Origin of the sequence: Colwellia ponticola, from assembly GCF_005885605.1 — a bacterium.
Classification (GTDB): Bacteria; Pseudomonadota; Gammaproteobacteria; order Enterobacterales; family Alteromonadaceae; genus Colwellia; species Colwellia ponticola.
Genome location: NZ_SZVP01000002.1, coordinates 359,267 through 379,151, shown reverse-complemented (window position 1 = coordinate 379,151; position 19,885 = coordinate 359,267). Strand labels below are relative to the sequence as shown.

The following is a 19,885-nucleotide window of genomic DNA, read 5'->3' as shown; positions in this document are numbered from 1 at the left end:
TATGTGTGCTTTAAAAATAAAAGTATGTAAATTTAGTAAATTATTATCACAATACAAATCGGTGTAAAAACACACGATAAAGCACTCTGTTAATAATTAAAGTTAAAAGTGATTATATGCTCAATTAGTTTATTGATTTGGCTTTAGCATAAGTGGATTTAGAAGGCGGTTTTTTTACTATATGTGTGACTTTTTGGAAGACGTTGGTGTTAATATCTTTTTCTTTCATGCCTATGCACTTTACTCAGAAAGTAATATAAATATGAGTTACCATGGCACTTAAATTGGTAATCCAGCTGATTTTTAGTATGCCATGCGTTAACAACTAAGGTTTGTAACCGCCTTGCTGTCTCTATGCGACACCACCTGAGTAAAGTGCATAGTGAAGTGGGCATGTTTTATTGTAATTTTTAATTTGAGGTGTATTACGTTATATCAAAGAAAATGTTATGGGGTATCAATAGCTTTTTAGTTACGCTTACAAATAATATATTTAATGATGCGTAATTATGTAAACAGAGTTTCATCGTGATTCAATATTTGTTGTAATTTTTAAGTTCAGCTTAAGCAAATAAACTTATAATATTTACTTAGAGTGAGGAATAGACTAAATGGGATAGGTAGACACAGTCAATATATGTCCGGCCTGAGCCTTAAAAGCTCATAGAACTTGTTAAATAATAATCATGAGGGGAAATATTTAATCTGTATTTACTAATTCCTGAATACCTGGTTTAAGCTCATTGCGGTCGTTAGCAAGTCATTTTGGAACGTTAATTATTACCACGCTGTTGACCTAAATTAGTCTCCAGAGTTAGGCAAGTTTATGTTTACTTAGAGCGTTCAACGGACGGTCAAGATAATATGATGTAATTGGTTAAATCCTACAAAACAGACGTCACCTAACTTATTTGTGCCTCTAAGCATATACGCACGTGTGCTTTGTAAAGCTTCTGATGCCTGTAGGAATGTTTCAAACGGCATAGGAAATCGGTATGAAATGATCGGAGAATCGACCCATGCTGATGCGATCCTAGATCGGCTTGAATGGTATTCACCGATCGGCATCATAGTATTACGCATCGGTCCCGAAAATCAAAAGCACGAAAGGCTAAAATGTGTTTATTCATATCAGGCTTCCCCCATTTATATGTTTAACGATTTTAGTTTTTCTTTAAACATCGCGCTAAACGAATGCATGTATTGTTTATGGATATTCACTTGCGGTGCATCAAATTTTGTGAAACTGCTTTCAAATTTTCTTAACTCAATTTGAATGGCAGCATGCTCGTTATTAACAACAAGAATGAAATATCGCTCATCACGGTTATCATTTTCTAAGCGTATACTGATTGATGCAGGCTCAGTTATTAGTTGCTGATGATATTGTTCGGTTAGCTGCTTTATACTCTCTCGGCAAAAACTTTCTAATTCAGCTAATTGTTGTTCTTTTCCATGGGCATTTACCGTTATATTCATTTCTGTCGCTTCTTCACCTTTTGTATTTTCCAATCCCTCCACATCGGTAACCGTATCAAGCTCAGTCATATCAATACTGTGAGGAATAACTTGCTCAACCAATGCTCGGGCGTGGTCTTCCAGCAGCCAGTACAAATCTATATCGGCTGAGCGCAGTGTGCCGTAAACCAGTTCATGATTTTTGTTTATATAACGGATCCAATAATCACAACTAAAGGCGTAAGGTCGTTTGTTATAATTATCACTATGTTGAGCAAAACATTTTTCTTGATAAGCATGATCACGTTGGCAGTAATCATTCAGTGTTTTACTTTTCCTAATATCTTCAATAAGCGTACTTTCGTTAAAGAAAAAATGATTATCGCCAATGCCTTGGAAAAATAATTTATACGTATTTAATGCATTAACGTGCTCATTACTAAGCTCATCGTCAGCATCATAGGGCTTATTAAACAACACCAGCGAAATAGCGTTATCTAAATCCTGGCGATCTTCAAATAAATAATAAAGCCGTGTATTCTCATCTGACTCGTTAAGCAAGCCATTTATTTTTACAGGTTTCGTTAGTTTTTCATTGATACTTTGCAGGTGTTTTTCAGACAATTTTATTGGGGGTAACATGGCCTTTTCCTTATTAGGGTTATGCTCAAACATTAATGGTTCATTACAATTAAACGAATAAAAATACATATCGATTTAAGCCATATGAATTCAGAAATACATTCTCTCTTTCATGTTAACTGCCCTTATTTTATATCAATATTTAGTGATTGAATCGTAAATTATACGCATTTGTTATCACGTGCTATTCATCATAAGTATATTCGTCATTCACTCTATTTTCTTCTTCGGCAATTAAATAAATCTCATTATAAATACTATTGCCGATACTCCAGTAACACATGCCATGCGCTTTAGCGAACGCCAAAACATTTAGATCATCGATGTCTTGGCCTAACTCATCAGGTACATCGTAAATTTCATCAATAGAGTCATCGGCAAAAAGCCAAAGCAGTGTTTTAATTTCAATCGTTAGTTTGTAAGTATACTTTTCTATTAAGCTATACAGACAGTTACTGAACGTTTCACTCATCATCATTGGGCCATTTCGCTCTTCATCGAGTATCGTCAACCAAGCATCTTCATCAAAACATTGAGGGTGTTTATTGTCGCTCAGTACTAAACCAATAGAATGGGCGATATTATTTTTATATTTGCTGGCAATAGTACGGGCATTTTGACTCTTTTGGTAATTAGAGTGCTTGAATGATTCTTTATAAACTTTGAAGGTTAAATCACTAAAAAAATTATTTATTGCGAGTTTATCTTCAAACTCTGTATTTTCTAAAAATAATGGGATAGTCATAAATATGTCCTTAATATGTTTTATTTTAAATAGGTATATGAGAGCATTATTTTGCTGTCATCATTAATATACCCCTTTAAATTTATCCTGCAGAAAAACCCCCTACCTTGAAGGCCTCGTAAAATAAGGATCCCTTATAAACCCTAAAAATAATTACAAATAAATTCTCAGCTAAGAGAGTAAATCTTACTGCTTTATCACAACTTTATATTAGAAACGCCTGAGGCATATTAGCTAAGGTAATAGAGAGAAATTATTGGAGTAATTGATGTAAACATGAAAAAAATTTGAAAATTGACAATAAATAATTATCTTTTTCCGCACTACTTATTTTAGATGAAAATATAATAGTCTATCTTTTACTATTATTAACTAAAAAAAACTGGTAAAGTGCGCTCCGAATCGGGTTAAGGTCGTTTATAGGTTGAAAATTGAATAAAGTAATAGTTAGATTTTGTGACAATTATTTTATTTAACTTCGGTACAGTAAAGTTATATTTGTCACTAAATTACTATACAAAAAGCTTATTAAACAAATGGTTGACATAAATACTTATTTTAAGGTACATTAGAGTAAGTTAAGAACTTGTTGAAAAATAAGCCTCATAACCCGAAGGTCGTCAGTTCAAATCTGGCTCCCGCAACCAACTTGTTTATTACAAATATATAAGTATAAAATTAGGTCGTCAGTTCACTCTCTTCAGAAAAGTGGCTCCCGCAACCAATCTACATAGTTAACCCCCAATACTATCCAATACTATCAAAGCTTAGCTCGTCGTGCTGTCTCTTATAAATAGCCGAAAGTCGTCATTGTCTTTTTCAAATATGGCTCTCGCAAGCAATTTATTTTGCAAATTTAGTCCTGCTTTTTATCATCTTGTCTTTAAGGCTTTACATTCTCACTAAGTGATCACTTTAATTGTACCTATTGAACCATTATTTACGTTTGGCTATCAACAACGCAATGACAATAAGCAATGAGCCAATAGCAAGTCTACTAAGCTCTTCCGCCGTTCCGCCTTTTGCTTCACTAAAAATAAATAAAGAGGTAAACATCCCCAGTGGTACAACCGCATTGTTAAACGTTGCTAATACCCCTACGCTGGTTTGAGTTCCGCCTTTATTCCAAAGGAAGAAACTAACCCCTGAGGCAATAACGCCCATATAAATTAACACCAACCACTGTGTTACTGTGGCATTAATTACCATGGGTGGCTCGTTAGTAATGAATAGTGTCGCTAAAGTGGTAAAGATGAGTGCACCCAAATATAAAAAACCAAATACGGAACTATCGCTAATATGTGGTCTCGCTAGCTTCCAATCTCGATAATAGACTTGTCCAAAAGCAAAAGCGACATTAGCTATTTGCATCAGAGCAAACCCTAACCAAATTTCATTGGAGTCTATCTTGCCCATTTTTATAATGGCCGCACCACAAACAGAAAACACAGTGGCCAATAGATACCAAGGGGTGAAGCAACGTTGCCTAAGATCGTTAATAATAACGATATAAAGCGGCGTTAGTACGCTAAATAGCGCAACTAGATGAGAGGGTAAAAAATTAAAAGCGGAAAGATAACAGGTATACATTATCCCAAACTGAACCGCACCAAGCAGTATGAGTTGCCATCTTTCCTTACCATTGGTATTTGCTAGCTTAATGAAAGGAAGAAAAACAATGGCTGCAAATAATAGTCGAATATCTGCTACCTGCAGTGGATCAATACCTTTAAGTATATTACCAATCAAACCAAAAGAAAAAGCCCAAATCAGTGTGGGAATGAGTAGATAAATCATGAAAAACTCTAATAATTAGTGGCAATTTATGCAAAGAAACAGCAATAGCAATTAAAACAAACAGAGTAATAACCTAACCCCATAAACTGAAATCATTGAGCGATTAGGTTCACTGTTAGGATGTTACTCTGATGCCTATCTTTTTAAGGGGCTTATTTTTAAGGCGCTTTAGAGGGTTACCAATGATAACTAGCACTGATAGTATATTGCTCACCTCTACCTGGCGTACCTGGTATTTCTTCAAAAGCTTCATCCCAAAGGTTATCAGCCGCCAGCATAATATCTAAACCGTCAAACTGCGATGGAGAAATTTTTAGCGTTAAGTGGGTAAATAAAGCATCATCATCGCCATTGCGTAGCGCATTTTCTTCTTGTTTACGCCATTCGTTATCAACACGTACTTCAACAATATCAAAAGGACGCCAAATAAGGCCCAATGTTACTCGGTGATCGGGGTAATTTAAGGCATAAAAACTAGCATCTATATCAGCAGCGCCATACTCTTCAGATTTTTCAAGAAAGGTATAACTGGTAATAATGTCTAGGTTATCAAAGTGCTTCACCGCTAGTAACTCTACACCTAAGGTGTCAATATCAACCGCATTTGCCGAGCGAGCAGACGTTGAATCAAAGCTATAGGTCCAATCAGTTAAATCATCATCTTGTCGATAAAAAATAGCCGAATCAAGACGCCAGCTTGCCCGATCAAGTGTAAAACCTAGTTCAATATTTTCAGTACTTTCGCGACCAAGATCATAGTTACTTCTAAATAAACCGCCAGTTTCACTTCCGCCTATCGCGGTATAACCCGGTACTTGGCTCGCTTGTGCGTACGACAAGTAAAATGTTTGAGAGCTGTTATCTGTATTTATTTTATTCCAGGTTATATCACCAATCAGTGACACCTGTGAATGATCTCGATTGGTGTCGTCAAAGGCTGCACCAAGACGAAAAGTTAACTGTTGCTCATTTTGTAGCGCCATCTGGTATTCAGGTAAAACACTCAACTTATAATAATTACGTGAGGTAAAGTTATTTTCAAGCGTGGTTGAGGTAATCTCATCCGTAATAAATTGTGAAGAGTAATTTACTGCAAAAGCAGCCGTTTGAGCATGACGACCAGATAATGCTATCGATTTAACCTCAGTTTCGTGAAAAGCTTGAAACATACTAGGGTTTTCACGAGACAACACATAGTCGTCATTGTGACGACGATAATAAGTAGAAACTTCAAAGGTGCTATCTTGCCCATAATATTGTTTATGATTAAGTATGAATAGTTTTGTTTCAAGGTCTTCTGTTTCATTAAAATTAAAAGGCGTGTACATATTTGGCCAGCCAAAGAATTTTTCTTGCGAGCCATAAAACAAGTCAGTCTGTGATGAAGGGCCAACTAACTGAATACGCCCAGAAACACGTTCAAAGTCGTGATCACCGTTTTCTATAGTACCGTCACTTTCAGAGCGTGAATATTCCCCTTCTAAACCAAGCGTCCAATCGCTAGCATCTCCCAGTGCCACACTGACGCCACTGTATATTCGTTGTAGATTGAAGTTATTATTACCTGCGCCAATGGCAGCATTACCTGCTGTTTTTATTTCTTTCCAGTCACGCGACACTGTACCTACCGAGCTATTAACGCCCATAAGCGCATTATCAACGCCAGTAAGTACATCAGCACTACTTAACATTTCCTGAGCAATAGGAATTTCAGCAGAATAATGCCCGGTTTGCGGATCAAATAACGTTGCGCTGCCTACCCTAAAGCCTGTGCTTTCGAAAATACCACCACGAATGGTGACATCGGCTTGCGCTTCAGCCATATTACGAGATTGTAAATCAACACGTGGATCATATTCTAAATTCGATACAGGCGAGTCAAAGGTGCCTACTGGCTTAGTATTAGCGGTCGTTGAACTCTTAACAGTAATTTTTTCAATAGCATTGGTTGCTATCTTAGTCGTTTGCTGATGACTCTCATCAGCAGCCAATAAACTAGGTGATATGCTAAGCAATAACGTAGGCAAAGCACTGTATAAAACTCGAATCATGTCGTTTCTCTATTTAGTTTTTCTATTTTATTGAACGATAGAAGCAATCATACTTACCTTGCTAAAAGGTAGAATGGCTATAATAATCAATATTGTATAGCAGCAAGTAACATATTGCACATGATAACCATCCGTAATGGAAAGGCGTTTTGATGTAAACCGACTACCGTAACTAAGGAATTGCTGGGGTATCACTAAGGCATTATTTACCTACCACAGGTTTAAGTATTTCAGGTAACACAATGCCTCGCGAGGCAACATAGGCAATGACCACACTAAATAACCCGATAGTAATCAAGGTAAAGGAATAACCCATAACATCAGTTAACACACCAAATAACAAACCACCTAATGCGCCACCGCCAACATTAATAGAGCCCCACAAACTCAGCACCCTGCCCCTAAAAGCACTGTCTACCGAAACTTGAATAAGTGATTGCGTACCTACGCCGCATATTGTGGCACAAAAACCTAAGCCACCAACAATCAGTAGTCCTAATTCAAAACTACTGGTGTAACTAAACATAATCAGCAATAAGCCCGAGCTAATGATCCCCAAACGCGTGGCAAATAATAATCGTTTTGAACTCGACGCAGATAAAATAAAGCCCGCAATAATAGCGCCAATACCCGCTGCTGAATTTAGCCAAGCTAAGCCCTCTACTCCTCGGCTATAAAGAACATCAACCGCGGCAGGTAAAATCTCTAATAAACCTCGCCCTAAAATAGCAGAGACCGCAATCAGCATTAATAAACGCAAAATTAAATCGTTATTAAGGGCGTAATGAAATCCTGCCTTAATGTCCATAAAAAAAGTAAATTGCTTGGCTACATCACGAGGTTGATAGGGTTCAAGTTTTAATAATAAATAAGCAAAAACTAAAGGGATATAGCAAAAAGAAACCACCATAAAAGCAAAAGCGTTACTTTCATACTTAATTAACAGTCCCGCAAGAATAGGGCCGATAAAGCGAGAGGTATTATATAAAATAGCGTTAATAGCAACGGCTCTGGGTAAGTTAGCCGAACTAACTAAATCAGGCACTATTGATAATCGTATTGCTTGATAAGCACTATTAGCAATACCAATAACAAAAGCAAAACACACTAATATCAATTCATTCACTAATTGTTGCCCGGCTAATACAGACAACAACAGTGATACTAACGCAAGTATCACCGTGGTAATAACCGCAGCCGTTCTGCGATTAATACGATCGACCATAACGCCAAACAACGGCCCGACGACAATAGAGGGGAAAAACATTAAAAAAGCCAGTATGCCTAACCAGGTTTCTGAGTGAGTTTGATCCCACATCATCCAACCCAGTGTCATTCGCTGTACCCAAACCCCTTGAGTAGAGAATATACTGCCACATAAAAAGGTTAGATAATTACGTTCAGAAAAAATAGAGCGTTGCACAGTTTTTTAGTCTCCTTAAAAATGTCGACATCATACAGTAAAATAATCCCGTGATTTACTTAACGCGTATTAAATTGCCTAGTTTATCCGGATCGGTTGGTGTTTAAAGGTTACTTTTTTGCTTTTGTTGGGGTATTCAGGACAAGAAATATAGCATGGTCGACATAAGCTACATGCTATTGGGCGTGATTAAAGCCCTACTCTCGTTTGACTCGCTATGATATAAAAGGCAAACAGATATAATCTCGACAGTTCAACAGCGCCTAGAGATGAGGTTTAATTTTATCCTATTATTTATAAAATATATCACCTACTTTTACATCAGTTAATAAATACATCAATAGGGAGTTAACAAACATGAAACGTAAATTTATTATCGTATCACTGGTTACATTACTGATTAGCAGCCGCGCTTTTGCAATAGATGCTCAGTTTTCTAATGCAAAATGGGAAGGTAATCATATACCACAAGGACAACAATGCTTGAAATTTGGTGGCGTAAACCCGTCAACACCTGAGTTGCTTATAACCAATATTCCTAAAAATACCAATGCCTTATCATTTGAATATAGTGATCGTGATTATAAAAAAATGGATAATGGCGGACACGGCATAATACGTTTAGCATTACCGACTTCAACAAATAAAATAGTCGTGCCGCAAGTACCTGGCCATAGCTTTGAACTCCCTGATAACTTTACAATGACTAGCCCGCACTTAAGCCCCGCTTGGGATAAAGCCGGCGCTTATATGCCACCTTGCTCTGGTGGTAAGGGGCATGCTTATTATGTCACTATCAAAGCCATGCAAGACAATAAAACCATTGCATCTACCGTCTTAGAGCTCGGTAAGTATTAGCAACTAGTGACTGATAATTTACAAGGATTTATATGGCCGGTGCAAGTTTACTCACCCTATTAGATGATATTGCTATGCTCCTCGATGACATAGCCGTTTTATCTAAAGTTGCCGCTAAAAAAACGGCCGGGGTTTTAGGTGATGATTTAGCGGTAAATGCCGAAAAACTCTCAGGCGGGATAAAAGCAGACCGAGAGTTACCCGTTGTTTGGGCGGTATTTAAAGGCTCTATGCTTAACAAAGCTATTTTAGTGCCTATTGCGTTATTACTCAGTTACTTTTTACCTATGCTCATCATGCCGTTACTCATGCTCGGTGGTGCTTATTTATGTTATGAAGGCTTTGAGAAAGTATGGCATAACCTCTCCCATAAAGAGGAAATATCACAGCAACATGCCGCGCGAATGAACGCACTTCAAGATAAAAACATCGATATTACCCTTATGGAAAAAGATAAAATAAAAGGGGCTATTCGTACCGATTTTATCCTCTCAGCAGAAATTATTATTATTGCCTTAGGTACTGTTGCTGATAAACCGATAACAACTCAAATATCAGTGTTAATTTTTATTGCGGTATTAATGACAATAGGCGTTTATGGTTTAGTCGCCGGTATTGTAAAAATTGATGATGGTGGCTTGTTACTTATTAAAGATAAGTCTGTCAGCCTTTGGGGCACAGCAAAACGTGCTTTAGGATACTTTATGATTGCTTTTGCACCTAAACTAATGAAGTTTTTAGCTGTTGCTGGTACCCTTGCTATGTGGCTTGTCGGTGGTTCACTTATTACCCATGGTGTTTCATTTTTGCATCACACGATTGAAGCCGCTACCAGTTTTGCCGGTAATGTAGCACTATTTCCGGGGTTATTCGTGGTGATTACACCGTTACTCATTAACTTATTCGTTGGCTTTATGTTGGGAGCAGTACTGGTATTTACCGCGTTAGCGTTTATGAAAGTAACAAAATTAATTGCTAAATAAATCGCTAAGTCATTACAAATACGAGCCTATACCGCTAATGAATACTTAAGGCTATCATAGTTAACTGACTAATAGCCTTAAGCAATTCAACACTTGAAAGACTTTAGTTAAGGGCCGTTAACGCCACAGAATTAAAGTCAAGCTTACTCCAGCCACTTACCATAAAGTTACGAATATTACCGTGGTCTGTACCTGTTGGGTTATTTAGCACATCACGAAAATACTGGCCATAACAAACTAACGTCTGCTGCTCAGTTAAGTGATTCAGCTTAGCAAAATAAAATATCTTACATGAGCCTTCATTCGTGCCTGCTTCATTAACTAAATCACCATTACTAAATGTTGCGGGTACATAGCGATAGTGTTCGCTAATCACTTGCATCGTTTGCTCAAAGCTGACCTTTTCAGGGGCTGAACTTAACTGACTAATGAAGTCAGTTAAGTGACTTGTTGTTTTTTGCGCTGTCATTAAGCATCACCTGCTTTTAATCGCGCTTTAGCTTCTTCTACTTTAGAAAAATCTAAACCAAGTTCAACAACCGCTTGTTCAATAAGCCCAGGGTCTGCCATCACTAAACTCATAATAGATTGTAATTTTTCTGGTGGGATCTCAAGCTGTGCAATATAAGCCATTGCCATCATAGGGTTTTCGGTGAGCGCCTGAAACAACTCATTAATTTTTTCATCGCTGATATTTAGTTCTTTTAACGTTTCAATGATCGGGTTCATTAATTATCTCAATGTAATAGTAGGGTTTGTAATAAGCTGGCTGGATTAATAAACAACCTTAAAATAAGGCTGATTATAATATCAAATAATGAATACTTTTACAGACTGCTATCGATGAATAAATAAAATAATTACTGAATTAAAACCACATAACAACTTCACTCACGTAAAAGAAAAAGTATAATAGCGCGCAATTAACGTCATTTTATTTAATGAACTATCACCATTGATACCCTATTTATGTCAGCCAAGTTAAAATACATTGCTCATTATTCTGCACAAATACAAGTACAAGTGCAGCAAATGATTGAACAAAAAACCTTAGCGCAGTATTTGTTAAAAAAATATCCAAGTACTCACGAAATCACTAGCGACAAAGCTTTACGTGGTTATGTTATGTCACTGAAGAATCAATATTTAAAAAAATCAGCGCCGTTAAGTCAAATAAAGTATGACGATAAAATTCATGTTATTAATAATGCTTTAGGCTTACACACTTATGTTTCTCGCGTACAGGGCAATAAACTTAAAAGTAAGCATGAAATTCGCATTGGTAGTTTATTTAAAAAATCCCCTGAAGCATTTCTAGCCATGATAGTAGTCCATGAATTGGCCCATTTAAAAGAAAAAGAACATAACAAAGCGTTTTATAAATTATGCCAAAGCATGTTGCCTGATTATCACCAGTTAGAACTAGATTTACGGATTTACCTGACCCAATTAGCGTTAGTTGGCCCAATTTATAACTAGTTGTTAGTACAATGTGATCCTCCATTATCTAATAAGCTAGCTCCTTGTAGTGTTAATAAATAAATCAGCAAACCAAAAACATAAACGCCAATCATTACACATGGAATATTAAGATGTCAGACACTGAAAAGAGTACTCAGGTTAATACCAAAGTTACCTTCGAACTTGAAAAAGAAAATAAAAATAGTGTGCGCTATAAAGAAGTGCCTAAAGACGGTATGCCGCCTATTTTAGGATCTATTTATGTACAAAAATGGTATGCGGGAAATAGCAAATACCTAGAAGTGACCCTAACTAAAGTAGAGTGATAGGTACAGTGACAAAGTAGATTACGTTTAATACCATTTCGTATAAAAAAGTGATCACTTGCTTAGAAAAATTGGGATAACAACGGCTTTAAAAACTAAAAAACCAGAACTCCTTATTAAGGATATTCTGGTTTTTTGTTTAACCGCGAGTAAAACTCGCGGTTATGATTTCTGGCTTGTTATGCTTGATATAACATAGCTAGAAAATCTTTAGACTCATTCAATTGGGTAAATTTAAACAATTTTGAACCAGTTTGATCTTTAACAACAACATTTAATTTGTTGATTGAAATAGATTTTACAGGTGCTTTAATAGCGTAAACCTTACCTTGATAAGTATAAGACATAATATAACTCCTTTAATCGCGTACAAACACGATATTAAAAAGCCGGTAACTGCATATACATATGGTAATAATACTATGAAATGGTCGAGAACTACTCGAGATTTCATGCAGTAAAAAGCTTTAAATAAATAACTTTTTATATAGGGTATTGGCTGACTGTGAAAGGGAAAGACAAAACACGAAAAAATCACTGGGGATGAACGTTAACCTACTGAGTTAATACTTTATTAGTACCTACTAACAAGTTAACGACGACAATATACCTAGCTTCATAGTAGAAGTAAACACTTATCTAATAATAAAGTGAAAATAGTGTGAATCAGGCTTTCTGCTGGGCTCCCCCTACTAGACAACAGGCCCTAGCTATCGTGTTTAATAGATAACACATCACACTTAACATTATCGAGTATATTTTCAATGGTATTGCCAATAAACTTACCATTATTACTCATTCCCATTACTAATAAGTCTATATCATGCTCTTTTACCAACTCTGGTAACTTATCTTCTGCTGTTCCTATGACTAGGTGCGTTAAGTCTTCTTCAAAGTCAAAGCCACTAAGTAACTCATTAAAGGCCTCTTTATGGTGGTTTTTTATTGCGTCTTTGTAGTCATTAAAATCACCGTTAACTAAGCTATAATTCATGCCTACCGAGCTCATGCCAATTGAACTCATGCCTTGCCATAATTCTATGCCAATAGGTTGAAAGCAATGACAAACGTGCGCGCTAGCATCAAATAATTCTGCCATTGCTACGCCTTCTTGTAATACCTTAATATCTAACTTTTCACCATTATCATCCACTTTATCAGGTTCAACGGCCGCCATAATATTATAATATGAGTGCTGCTTAATATTTTTAGTCAGTAATAAAGGAATAGAGCAATGCTCAAGCAACTGCCAATCACTGGGAGTAAAAAATATTTTATTAATGGTCGAATCTTTTTTGGTCGATTTAATAACCATAGAAAAATCATTACTCGCTATTTTAGCTAATATTGCGCAACTCACATCAGAATGCCAAACCACATCAATCTTAACCACAATATCTTGTGCTTTTATTTCTGGTAAATAACTTTCTAACCAACGCCTTTTAGAAGCAATATATTCTTCTTGTAAAGCAGCTAACTGCGCTTGGCTAAAACTCCAATGACTGACAAAATCACTATGATAAGCGACTAAAAAAAGCTCCAACGTGGCAGAGGTTTTCTCGGCAATATTAATTGCTTGCACTAATGATGCTTGATGATCAGTGCTAGAGTCCATCACCACTAAAATTCGTTTAATTGCTTCCATTAAAATCTCCTCATCAAAACATCTATTATGCAGTTATAAAATGATAACTTACTTAAAAGTAACGCTATAGTTACCCTACTCAAAAGTCAGGGTAATGGCAACGTTATAACAGCGTTTTTATTCCCTGAGTTAAGCCCTCAAGTGTCAACGGATACATCTTGTTCGTCATAATATTTTTCATAATATCAATAGAGGCATAATAGCGCCAATCGCTTTCTTGCTGTGGGTTTAGCCAAATGCATTTATCAAAGTGCGATAACAGCCTTTTCATCCAAACACTGCCAGGCTCTTCATTCCAGTGCTCAACACTGCCACCAGGGTAAGTGATTTCATAAGGTCCCATAGTGGCATCGCCAATAAATATTACTTTATAATCACTACCATAAGTATGAATAACTTTTTGTATATCAACCGGTTCACTATTACGGCGGTTATTGTCTCGCCATACCTGCTCATAAATACAATTATGAAAATAAAAAAACTCTAAATGCTTAAACTCGGTGTGAACAGCTGAAAATAATTGCTCACAAACGCGAATATGATCATCCATTGAGCCGCCAACATCAAAAAACATCAATACCTTAATGGCATTATGACGCTCAGGTTTCATCTTAATATCAAGATAACCAGCATTACGGGCAGTCGCGGCAATAGTATCGTCTAGTGCTAATACATCACTGGCGCCACTGCGGGCAAACTTACGTAATTTTCGCAAAGCGACTTTAATATTACGGGTACCAATTTCAACATTATCATCTAAATTTCTAAACTCGCGCTTATCCCATACTTTTACCGCTTGGCGATGACGAGAATTTTCTTGGCCAATTCTTATTCCTTCAGGATTATAACCATTAGCGCCAAAAGGTGAGGTACCGCCAGTGCCTATCCATTTATTGCCGCCTTCATGGCGTTTTTCTTGCTCTTTTAACCGTTCAGCCAAAGTTTCCATTAACTTGTCTAAACCACCTAACGCGGCAATTTTTTCTTTTTCTTCCGCTGAAAGCATTTTTTCAAAATGTTTCTTGAGCCAATCTTCTGGTATTGCTGATAAATCAAGCTCAATGGTTGACACACCTTTAAAATAATCGGCAAAAGCGCGGTCAAACTTATCAAAATAACTTTCATCTTTTACCAGTACCGCACGACTAACAATATAAAAGTCGTCAATATTGGCAAACACAACATGCTGCTCTAATACGCGAATTAAATCTAATAACTCACGTATAGTACAAGGCACCTTGTAGTCTCGTACTTTGCAAAAAAAATCAATTAACATCTGTTATAACCTCTAATGATGTTATTTATCGGTGTGAACGATGCATAAAAGCGAGTTTTTCAAACAAATGTACATCTTGCTCATTTTTCAATAAAGCGCCATGTAATGGTGGTATCACTTTTTTAGTGCGGGTTTCGCGTAACACGTCAATATCAATATCTTCAGCGAGTAATAATTTTAACCAGTCAATCAGTTCTGAAGTCGATGGTTTTTTCTTAAGGCCTGGCATCTCGCGCAGATCAAAAAATAAGGCTAACGCTTCATCAAGCAACCTTTGTTTAATATTAGGAAAATGAACATCAACAATGGCTTTCATCTCTTGTGCTTCAGGAAAACTAATATAGTGGAAGAAACAACGACGTAAAAAGGCGTCTGGCAACTCTTTTTCATTGTTTGAGGTAATAATAATAATAGGTCTTTGCTTAGCGACTACTTTCTCTTGCGTTTCATAAACAAAAAATTCCATTTTGTCTAATTCTAATAACAGGTCATTTGGAAATTCAATATCCGCTTTATCAATTTCATCAATTAATAACACCGGTCTTTGATCTGCCTCAAAGGCATGCCACAGTTTCCCTTTTACAATATAGTTACTAATATCATGCACTTTTGCATCACCTAACTGGCTATCTCTAAGACGTGACACCGCATCATATTCATATAATCCTTGTTGAGCTTTAGTGGTTGATTTTATATGCCACGGAATTAATTCGGTGCCCAAACTTATCGCTAATTCTTCAGCCAACATAGTCTTACCCGTACCTGGCTCACCTTTAATCAACAAAGGTCGCTCTAGTGTGATGGCAGCGTTTACGGCAAGTTGTAGGGCTTTAGAGGCAATATAATTACCCGTGCCATTAAATGATTTCATGTTTTTCTCACTTATTATTTGCAATGTAGATCAAGATATTGTTTAGATATACCATTTTTTTATATAAAAAGGAAAATAGCATTTATTTTTTATTAACTGTCACAGACTCTTGAGTAAAGTAAGTTAACGTTATATGTTAGAGTCGTTTGTTACATCAATTCATAACTCGCTAACTAACGGTTATGTTTATATTTTATAGCTAAGTACCATTGCATTGATGCGCAGGAGCTTAGAAAATATTTATTGTTATATTAGGAAAGGTCAATATGTTAAAAAATGTGTCATTAGCTAAAAAAATACACCTCGCTCTTACCTTGATTGGGGTCGTATTTTTAAGCACCACCGTTTTCGTTTTTTATCATGACGAGAAAGATTTAGCAGAGCACTTTATTGAGCGTAACCTTGAAAACTTAGCACTGACTTATTTTGACTCTGTTAATACTATGATGCTTACCGGCACTATGGCTAATAGACAGCTAATTCAAAAGAAAATTCTTAGCCAAGACGATCTAGTAGAAGCAAGAATATTACGCAGCCAAGCAATTATTAATGTTTTTGGTGAAGGTTTTGCCGATCAAAAAGCAAAAAACAGCTTTGAAGAAGCAGGTCTAACAGGGACGAAAGCATTTGAAAAATTTACCCTCGATGGTAAATCAATGATGAGCTTTATTATCCCCATTAGAGCCAGTGAAGATTATCGAGGCACTAACTGCTTAACCTGTCATCAGGTCAGTGAAAATGAAATATTAGGCGCAGTAAAACTGACCTACGACTTATCAACGGTAAATAAAGAAATTACCAGCTCTATTACTCATGCGGCAATTTTGCAACTGATCATCACCTTGGTCAGCTTTATCCTGTTAAGCCTTATCTTAAAGAAACTTATTTTTAATCGTTTAAAGTTACTAAGTAGTACTATTAAAAGTGCGGCACAAGATCTTGATTTGAAAAAAGAAATGGAAGTCACTCATCGCGATGAATTAGGCTCGGTAAGCATAGCGCTTAATGAAATGATGAATAAATTTAAAATGAGCTTTATGTCCATAGCTCAAGCAAGTAGTCAATTAACAGAATCAGCTAAAGAAGTAGATGATATATCTACGCTAACACTGCAAGCCGTATTAGAGCAGAAAAATGGTACTGACTCGGTCGCTGCCGCCATTAACGAGTTAGATGCTTCAGCTAATGAAGTACAACAAAATACCCAAAGTGCAGCTGATAAGTCGGTCTCTGCTAATGAAAGAACTTCACAAGGTTTAGTGTTAGTAGAACAAGCAAGAATTGGCATTAATGATCTAAGAGATAAGGTCATTGAAAACACCGCGATGATCACCGACTTAAGCGATAAAACTAATGAAGTCAGTAGCGTATTAGAAGTGATTACCGCCATTGCTGAACAAACCAACTTGTTAGCGCTAAATGCCGCGATAGAAGCAGCAAGAGCCGGTGAACAGGGCCGAGGCTTTGCGGTAGTAGCCGATGAAGTACGTTCATTAGCCACCCGTACCCGTGAATCTATTGAAGAAATACACGCCACTATGAGCCGTTTACAAGTAGGTGCAAAAGGTGCTGTGGAGTCAATGAATATTGTTAGCCAGCAAGCCAGTGAAAAAGCAGAAGACGTGTCTAATGTTGCTGACTTATTAACCGACATTAGTGGTCAAATTCGCGAGTTAGACGATCTTAACTGTCAAATCTCTGATGCAGCAATGCAGCAAAACATAGCCGCTGATGAAATTAATGTTAATGTGGTCAATATCAGTAATGTCGCTGAAAAAGCCAGTGATGATGCACTACGAGGTAAAACCATCAGCGAGAATTTATTGTCACTATCTTACGAATTAAATACTCAGTTATCAAAATTCAAACTGTAGAATTCAAACTGTAGTGAACGGCTATCACACTATAATTTAGTGCTAGCAAAATAGTCATAGCAAAAAGGTCAACATAAGTTGACCTTTTTTTTGCTCGTAAATACCAAGCTAAATAAAACTATAGCTCAATAAACTATAGCTTAATCACCGCCATTTTATCTTGCGACATATCCTGCATAGTATACGCAATACCGCCTGTGTTATAGCCAGAATGTTTACGCCCAGCAAAAGGCATCCAGTCAACACGAAAAGCGCTATGGTCATTGACCATAACCGCAGTAGCATCTAAAGCACGTATTGTTTTCATCGCCACATCAAGATCTTTAGTAAACACCGAAGCTTGAAAGGCATAGTCTAATGAGTTTGCTTGAGCAATAGCCTTGTTAATATCGCTATAACCATACACACAAACGACCGGACCAAAAATTTCCATGGTAGATACTTTGGCATCAACAGGTGGATCAAGTAATACGGTTGGCGCATAAGTGGTATTACTTAAACGTTTACCACCCGTTAATAGTTTTGCACCTGCCGCTACGGCTTCATCAACCCAGGCTTCAACGCGGTCAACTTCTTTAGGACGAATAAGCGGACCACACTCGGTAAACTCATCAATAGCATTACCAACAATCAATTTTGCTGCACCGTCAGCGAGTAATTGGGCAATGGCTTTTACGTTACTTTTTGGCGCAAAAATACGCTGCACCGAGACACACACCTGACCAGAATGATAAAAGCCCCCTTTAAGTAAACTTGGGATCATCTCCTCAATGTCTGCACTTTCGTCAATAATAACTGGCGCAACACCGCCATGCTCTAACGCACAACGCGTACCGGGGGCTAACTTAGCGCGCAACATCCAACCTACGTTAGCTGATCCAATAAAGCTGAAAAAAGCGACACGGGGATCAGTAATCATTTTTTCAGACGTAGCGGTATCACAAACAACAAAATGACACCACGGTGGTGGTAAGCCAGCTTCATGCAACATATCAACAAAAACCTTACAGGATAATGGTGTATCGCGCGCCGGTTTAACTAACACCGGACAGCCAGTAGCAATAGCAGGAGCCACTTGGTGAACAATTAAGTTTAACGGATGATTAAACGCAGAAACCGCAACGACCACACCAGTAGGCTCTTTAGTGCTATAGGCTATCCTACCCGCCCCTGCTTGGGTTAAATCCATCGGGATTTGACTACCCGTTAAGTGAGCAATTTCTTGTACACAAAGCCCTACCCCATCAATAGCGCGAGCTACTTCAACGCGTGCATCGGCAAGTGGTTTCCCCCCCTCGTTAGCAATTAACAACGCTAACTCATCCGCTCTTTGTGACATTAATACGGCTGTTTTTTTAAGAATACTTATTCGTTCAAAAGCGGGTAACCACTGCTCTGTATCTTTATGTAGCTGATAAGACGTTGCTAAAAGCTTGTCAATATTATTCCAGGTTACCGTAGGCACCGAGCCGATAATAGATTGGTCAAAAGGATTGACCACATTGAGTATTTTCGAGGCTTTAGCTGCTTTAGGCACTTTTTTAGGGGCTGTACTTTTTTCAGCGGCACTACTTTTTTTCGAATCAGTCATAATATTACTCATTGATAAATTAAATGCGTTTTACTCTTTGTTCGCTGACGTTTATTTACTAAGCTTTAGACAACTAAAAGCTTTACCTCAACATAACAAGAGCGATAACCCCATTCTAGTTCAAAAGCAGTGCGCGCACAGCCCATTAGGGTAAATCTTTAGTCTACAGCACGTATAAAAACGTTAAGAAGGGGGATATATCAATGGGTTATTATTTACGGCAACGAATAACAGTAGTAATACTAAGAATGTGAAGAGGCAAGAGAAGTGAGCGATAACATAGCAAGACGATTAGCTTTTTTGATTAGGCACAGTCCACACATCAACATTAAGTTTATTATCAACAATGGCTTTATTTAAACGCTTTAAAAAGCGTTCTTTGGTTCTTGGGTTAACAATTAACACAATGCCGGCTTTTTTACCGGTCATCGCCGAATAAAACAGTGCTTGGCCTAACGATTCAGCCCACTTTTTGCCCCAATCATACTCAATGGCATGTGTATCGGTTAAACAATCTACCCGCGTTCTATCGGGCAATATATGCTCAATTTCACCTGAACAATAAGCCTTAACAAAATCAGCCTCATGCCACTTATCTGGTACTGCCAACTCAGTAGGCTTAGCTTGTGCCAAGCTGTTGCTAGATAAAAACACAAGTAAGGTTAATAACGCCATAGGCATTGAGGAAAGCGGTTTAATCATTTATCTGTGTCTAATTTATTATTGTTATTGGTTTAAAAATCAGCTCTTTGTCGAGGCAAGCATCAATCACACTTTCAGCAAAAGCCACAACCTACGCCTTGTGTAGGTCGGCCTTTAGGCCGTCATGGTAACCATTCCAGTCTTTGACGGGGTAAACCCCGACCTACAAAAAACAACGAACA

The 19,885-nt window shown here is 37.3% G+C and carries 18 protein-coding genes; 5 read left to right on the top strand and 13 right to left on the bottom strand.

Annotated elements, in window-relative coordinates:
- Positions 1-1,146: 1,146 nt before the first annotated feature.
- From FCS21_RS04640 to FCS21_RS04620, 5 genes are all read right to left on the bottom strand, one after another.
- The gene (locus FCS21_RS04640; protein WP_138620875.1) at positions 1,147-2,100 is read right to left on the bottom strand and encodes a hypothetical protein; all 954 of its coding nucleotides are present in this window, start codon (positions 2,098-2,100) and stop codon (positions 1,147-1,149) included.
- 184 nt (positions 2,101-2,284) lie between these two features.
- On the bottom strand, positions 2,285-2,845 hold the full coding sequence (locus FCS21_RS04635) for a hypothetical protein (RefSeq protein WP_138620873.1): 561 nt from the start codon (positions 2,843-2,845) through the stop codon (positions 2,285-2,287).
- Positions 2,846-3,781: 936 nt separating this feature from the next.
- Entirely contained in the window at positions 3,782-4,642 is an 861-nt protein-coding gene (locus tag FCS21_RS04630) for an EamA family transporter (RefSeq protein ID WP_138620871.1), read from the bottom strand.
- 176 nt (positions 4,643-4,818) lie between these two features.
- Positions 4,819-6,693 (bottom strand): TonB-dependent receptor plug domain-containing protein, encoded by a 1,875-nt coding sequence (locus tag FCS21_RS04625; protein ID WP_138620869.1) that lies wholly within the window; start codon positions 6,691-6,693, stop codon positions 4,819-4,821.
- A 202-nt stretch (positions 6,694-6,895) separates the two neighbouring features.
- The gene (locus FCS21_RS04620; protein ID WP_138620867.1) at positions 6,896-8,116 is read right to left on the bottom strand and encodes an MFS transporter; all 1,221 of its coding nucleotides are present in this window, start codon (positions 8,114-8,116) and stop codon (positions 6,896-6,898) included.
- A gap of 357 nt (positions 8,117-8,473) precedes the next feature.
- On the opposite strand from FCS21_RS04620, the gene FCS21_RS04615 reads away from it, so the two are divergent.
- Positions 8,474-8,974, top strand: coding sequence for a hypothetical protein (locus FCS21_RS04615; RefSeq protein ID WP_138620865.1), 501 nt, complete (start codon positions 8,474-8,476; stop codon positions 8,972-8,974).
- 32 nt (positions 8,975-9,006) lie between these two features.
- Positions 9,007-9,957: a DUF808 domain-containing protein gene (locus tag FCS21_RS04610; RefSeq protein ID WP_138620863.1), complete on the top strand. Its 951-nt coding sequence runs from the start codon at positions 9,007-9,009 to the stop codon at positions 9,955-9,957.
- 103 nt (positions 9,958-10,060) lie between these two features.
- Here the strand turns inward: FCS21_RS04610 and FCS21_RS04605 are convergent, their stop codons facing one another.
- Together FCS21_RS04605 and FCS21_RS04600 are read right to left on the bottom strand one after the other, a co-directional pair.
- On the bottom strand, positions 10,061-10,426 hold the full coding sequence (locus FCS21_RS04605; RefSeq protein ID WP_138620861.1) for a HopJ type III effector protein: 366 nt from the start codon (positions 10,424-10,426) through the stop codon (positions 10,061-10,063).
- Entirely contained in the window at positions 10,426-10,686 is a 261-nt protein-coding gene (locus tag FCS21_RS04600; protein ID WP_138620859.1) for a DUF2999 family protein, read from the bottom strand. Before FCS21_RS04600 ends, FCS21_RS04605 begins: the two co-directional genes overlap by 1 nt.
- 240 nt (positions 10,687-10,926) lie before the next feature.
- On the opposite strand from FCS21_RS04600, the gene FCS21_RS04595 reads away from it, so the two are divergent.
- Together FCS21_RS04595 and FCS21_RS04590 are read left to right on the top strand one after the other, a co-directional pair.
- Positions 10,927-11,436 (top strand): M48 metallopeptidase family protein, encoded by a 510-nt coding sequence (locus FCS21_RS04595; protein WP_138620857.1) that lies wholly within the window; start codon positions 10,927-10,929, stop codon positions 11,434-11,436.
- 113 nt (positions 11,437-11,549) lie between these two features.
- Positions 11,550-11,744 (top strand): hypothetical protein, encoded by a 195-nt coding sequence (locus FCS21_RS04590; RefSeq protein WP_138620855.1) that lies wholly within the window; start codon positions 11,550-11,552, stop codon positions 11,742-11,744.
- Positions 11,745-11,923: 179 nt separating this feature from the next.
- Here FCS21_RS04590 and FCS21_RS16755 read toward each other — a convergent pair whose 3' ends face one another.
- The 4 genes from FCS21_RS16755 to FCS21_RS04575 form a co-directional block, all read right to left on the bottom strand.
- Positions 11,924-12,091 (bottom strand): hypothetical protein, encoded by a 168-nt coding sequence (locus FCS21_RS16755; protein ID WP_171035627.1) that lies wholly within the window; start codon positions 12,089-12,091, stop codon positions 11,924-11,926.
- A 359-nt stretch (positions 12,092-12,450) separates the two neighbouring features.
- Positions 12,451-13,389 (bottom strand): universal stress protein, encoded by a 939-nt coding sequence (locus tag FCS21_RS04585; protein WP_138620852.1) that lies wholly within the window; start codon positions 13,387-13,389, stop codon positions 12,451-12,453.
- Between the two features lie 103 nt (positions 13,390-13,492).
- On the bottom strand, positions 13,493-14,665 hold the full coding sequence (locus FCS21_RS04580; protein ID WP_138620850.1) for a vWA domain-containing protein: 1,173 nt from the start codon (positions 14,663-14,665) through the stop codon (positions 13,493-13,495).
- Between the two features lie 25 nt (positions 14,666-14,690).
- Positions 14,691-15,536, bottom strand: coding sequence for an AAA family ATPase (locus tag FCS21_RS04575; RefSeq protein ID WP_138620849.1), 846 nt, complete (start codon positions 15,534-15,536; stop codon positions 14,691-14,693).
- A gap of 266 nt (positions 15,537-15,802) precedes the next feature.
- On the opposite strand from FCS21_RS04575, the gene FCS21_RS04570 reads away from it, so the two are divergent.
- Positions 15,803-17,410 (top strand): methyl-accepting chemotaxis protein, encoded by a 1,608-nt coding sequence (locus FCS21_RS04570; protein ID WP_138620847.1) that lies wholly within the window; start codon positions 15,803-15,805, stop codon positions 17,408-17,410.
- A gap of 133 nt (positions 17,411-17,543) precedes the next feature.
- Here FCS21_RS04570 and FCS21_RS04565 read toward each other — a convergent pair whose 3' ends face one another.
- Both FCS21_RS04565 and FCS21_RS04560 read right to left on the bottom strand, forming a co-directional pair.
- Positions 17,544-19,001 (bottom strand): aldehyde dehydrogenase family protein, encoded by a 1,458-nt coding sequence (locus FCS21_RS04565; RefSeq protein WP_138620845.1) that lies wholly within the window; start codon positions 18,999-19,001, stop codon positions 17,544-17,546.
- Positions 19,002-19,292: 291 nt separating this feature from the next.
- Positions 19,293-19,703: a hypothetical protein gene (locus FCS21_RS04560; protein WP_138620843.1), complete on the bottom strand. Its 411-nt coding sequence runs from the start codon at positions 19,701-19,703 to the stop codon at positions 19,293-19,295.
- Positions 19,704-19,885 lie beyond the last annotated feature (182 nt).

What these genes read in the sequence shown, in the direction of transcription:
- FCS21_RS04640 (WP_138620875.1), bottom strand. Translation starts at nt 2,100, where the DNA reads ATGTTACCCCCAATAAAATTGTCTGAAAAACACCTGCAAAGTATCAAT.
- FCS21_RS04635 (WP_138620873.1), bottom strand. Translation starts at nt 2,845, where the DNA reads ATGACTATCCCATTATTTTTAGAAAATACAGAGTTTGAAGATAAACTC.
- FCS21_RS04630 (WP_138620871.1), bottom strand. Translation starts at nt 4,642, where the DNA reads ATGATTTATCTACTCATTCCCACACTGATTTGGGCTTTTTCTTTTGGT.
- FCS21_RS04625 (WP_138620869.1), bottom strand. Translation starts at nt 6,693, where the DNA reads ATGATTCGAGTTTTATACAGTGCTTTGCCTACGTTATTGCTTAGCATA.
- FCS21_RS04615 (WP_138620865.1), top strand. Translation starts at nt 8,474, where the DNA reads ATGAAACGTAAATTTATTATCGTATCACTGGTTACATTACTGATTAGC.
- FCS21_RS04610 (WP_138620863.1), top strand. Translation starts at nt 9,007, where the DNA reads ATGGCCGGTGCAAGTTTACTCACCCTATTAGATGATATTGCTATGCTC.
- FCS21_RS04605 (WP_138620861.1), bottom strand. Translation starts at nt 10,426, where the DNA reads ATGACAGCGCAAAAAACAACAAGTCACTTAACTGACTTCATTAGTCAG.
- FCS21_RS04600 (WP_138620859.1), bottom strand. Translation starts at nt 10,686, where the DNA reads ATGAACCCGATCATTGAAACGTTAAAAGAACTAAATATCAGCGATGAA.
- FCS21_RS04595 (WP_138620857.1), top strand. Translation starts at nt 10,927, where the DNA reads ATGTCAGCCAAGTTAAAATACATTGCTCATTATTCTGCACAAATACAA.
- FCS21_RS04590 (WP_138620855.1), top strand. Translation starts at nt 11,550, where the DNA reads ATGTCAGACACTGAAAAGAGTACTCAGGTTAATACCAAAGTTACCTTC.
- FCS21_RS16755 (WP_171035627.1), bottom strand. Translation starts at nt 12,091, where the DNA reads ATGTCTTATACTTATCAAGGTAAGGTTTACGCTATTAAAGCACCTGTA.
- FCS21_RS04585 (WP_138620852.1), bottom strand. Translation starts at nt 13,389, where the DNA reads ATGGAAGCAATTAAACGAATTTTAGTGGTGATGGACTCTAGCACTGAT.
- FCS21_RS04580 (WP_138620850.1), bottom strand. Translation starts at nt 14,665, where the DNA reads ATGTTAATTGATTTTTTTTGCAAAGTACGAGACTACAAGGTGCCTTGT.
- FCS21_RS04575 (WP_138620849.1), bottom strand. Translation starts at nt 15,536, where the DNA reads ATGAAATCATTTAATGGCACGGGTAATTATATTGCCTCTAAAGCCCTA.
- FCS21_RS04570 (WP_138620847.1), top strand. Translation starts at nt 15,803, where the DNA reads ATGTTAAAAAATGTGTCATTAGCTAAAAAAATACACCTCGCTCTTACC.
- FCS21_RS04565 (WP_138620845.1), bottom strand. Translation starts at nt 19,001, where the DNA reads ATGACTGATTCGAAAAAAAGTAGTGCCGCTGAAAAAAGTACAGCCCCT.
- FCS21_RS04560 (WP_138620843.1), bottom strand. Translation starts at nt 19,703, where the DNA reads ATGATTAAACCGCTTTCCTCAATGCCTATGGCGTTATTAACCTTACTT.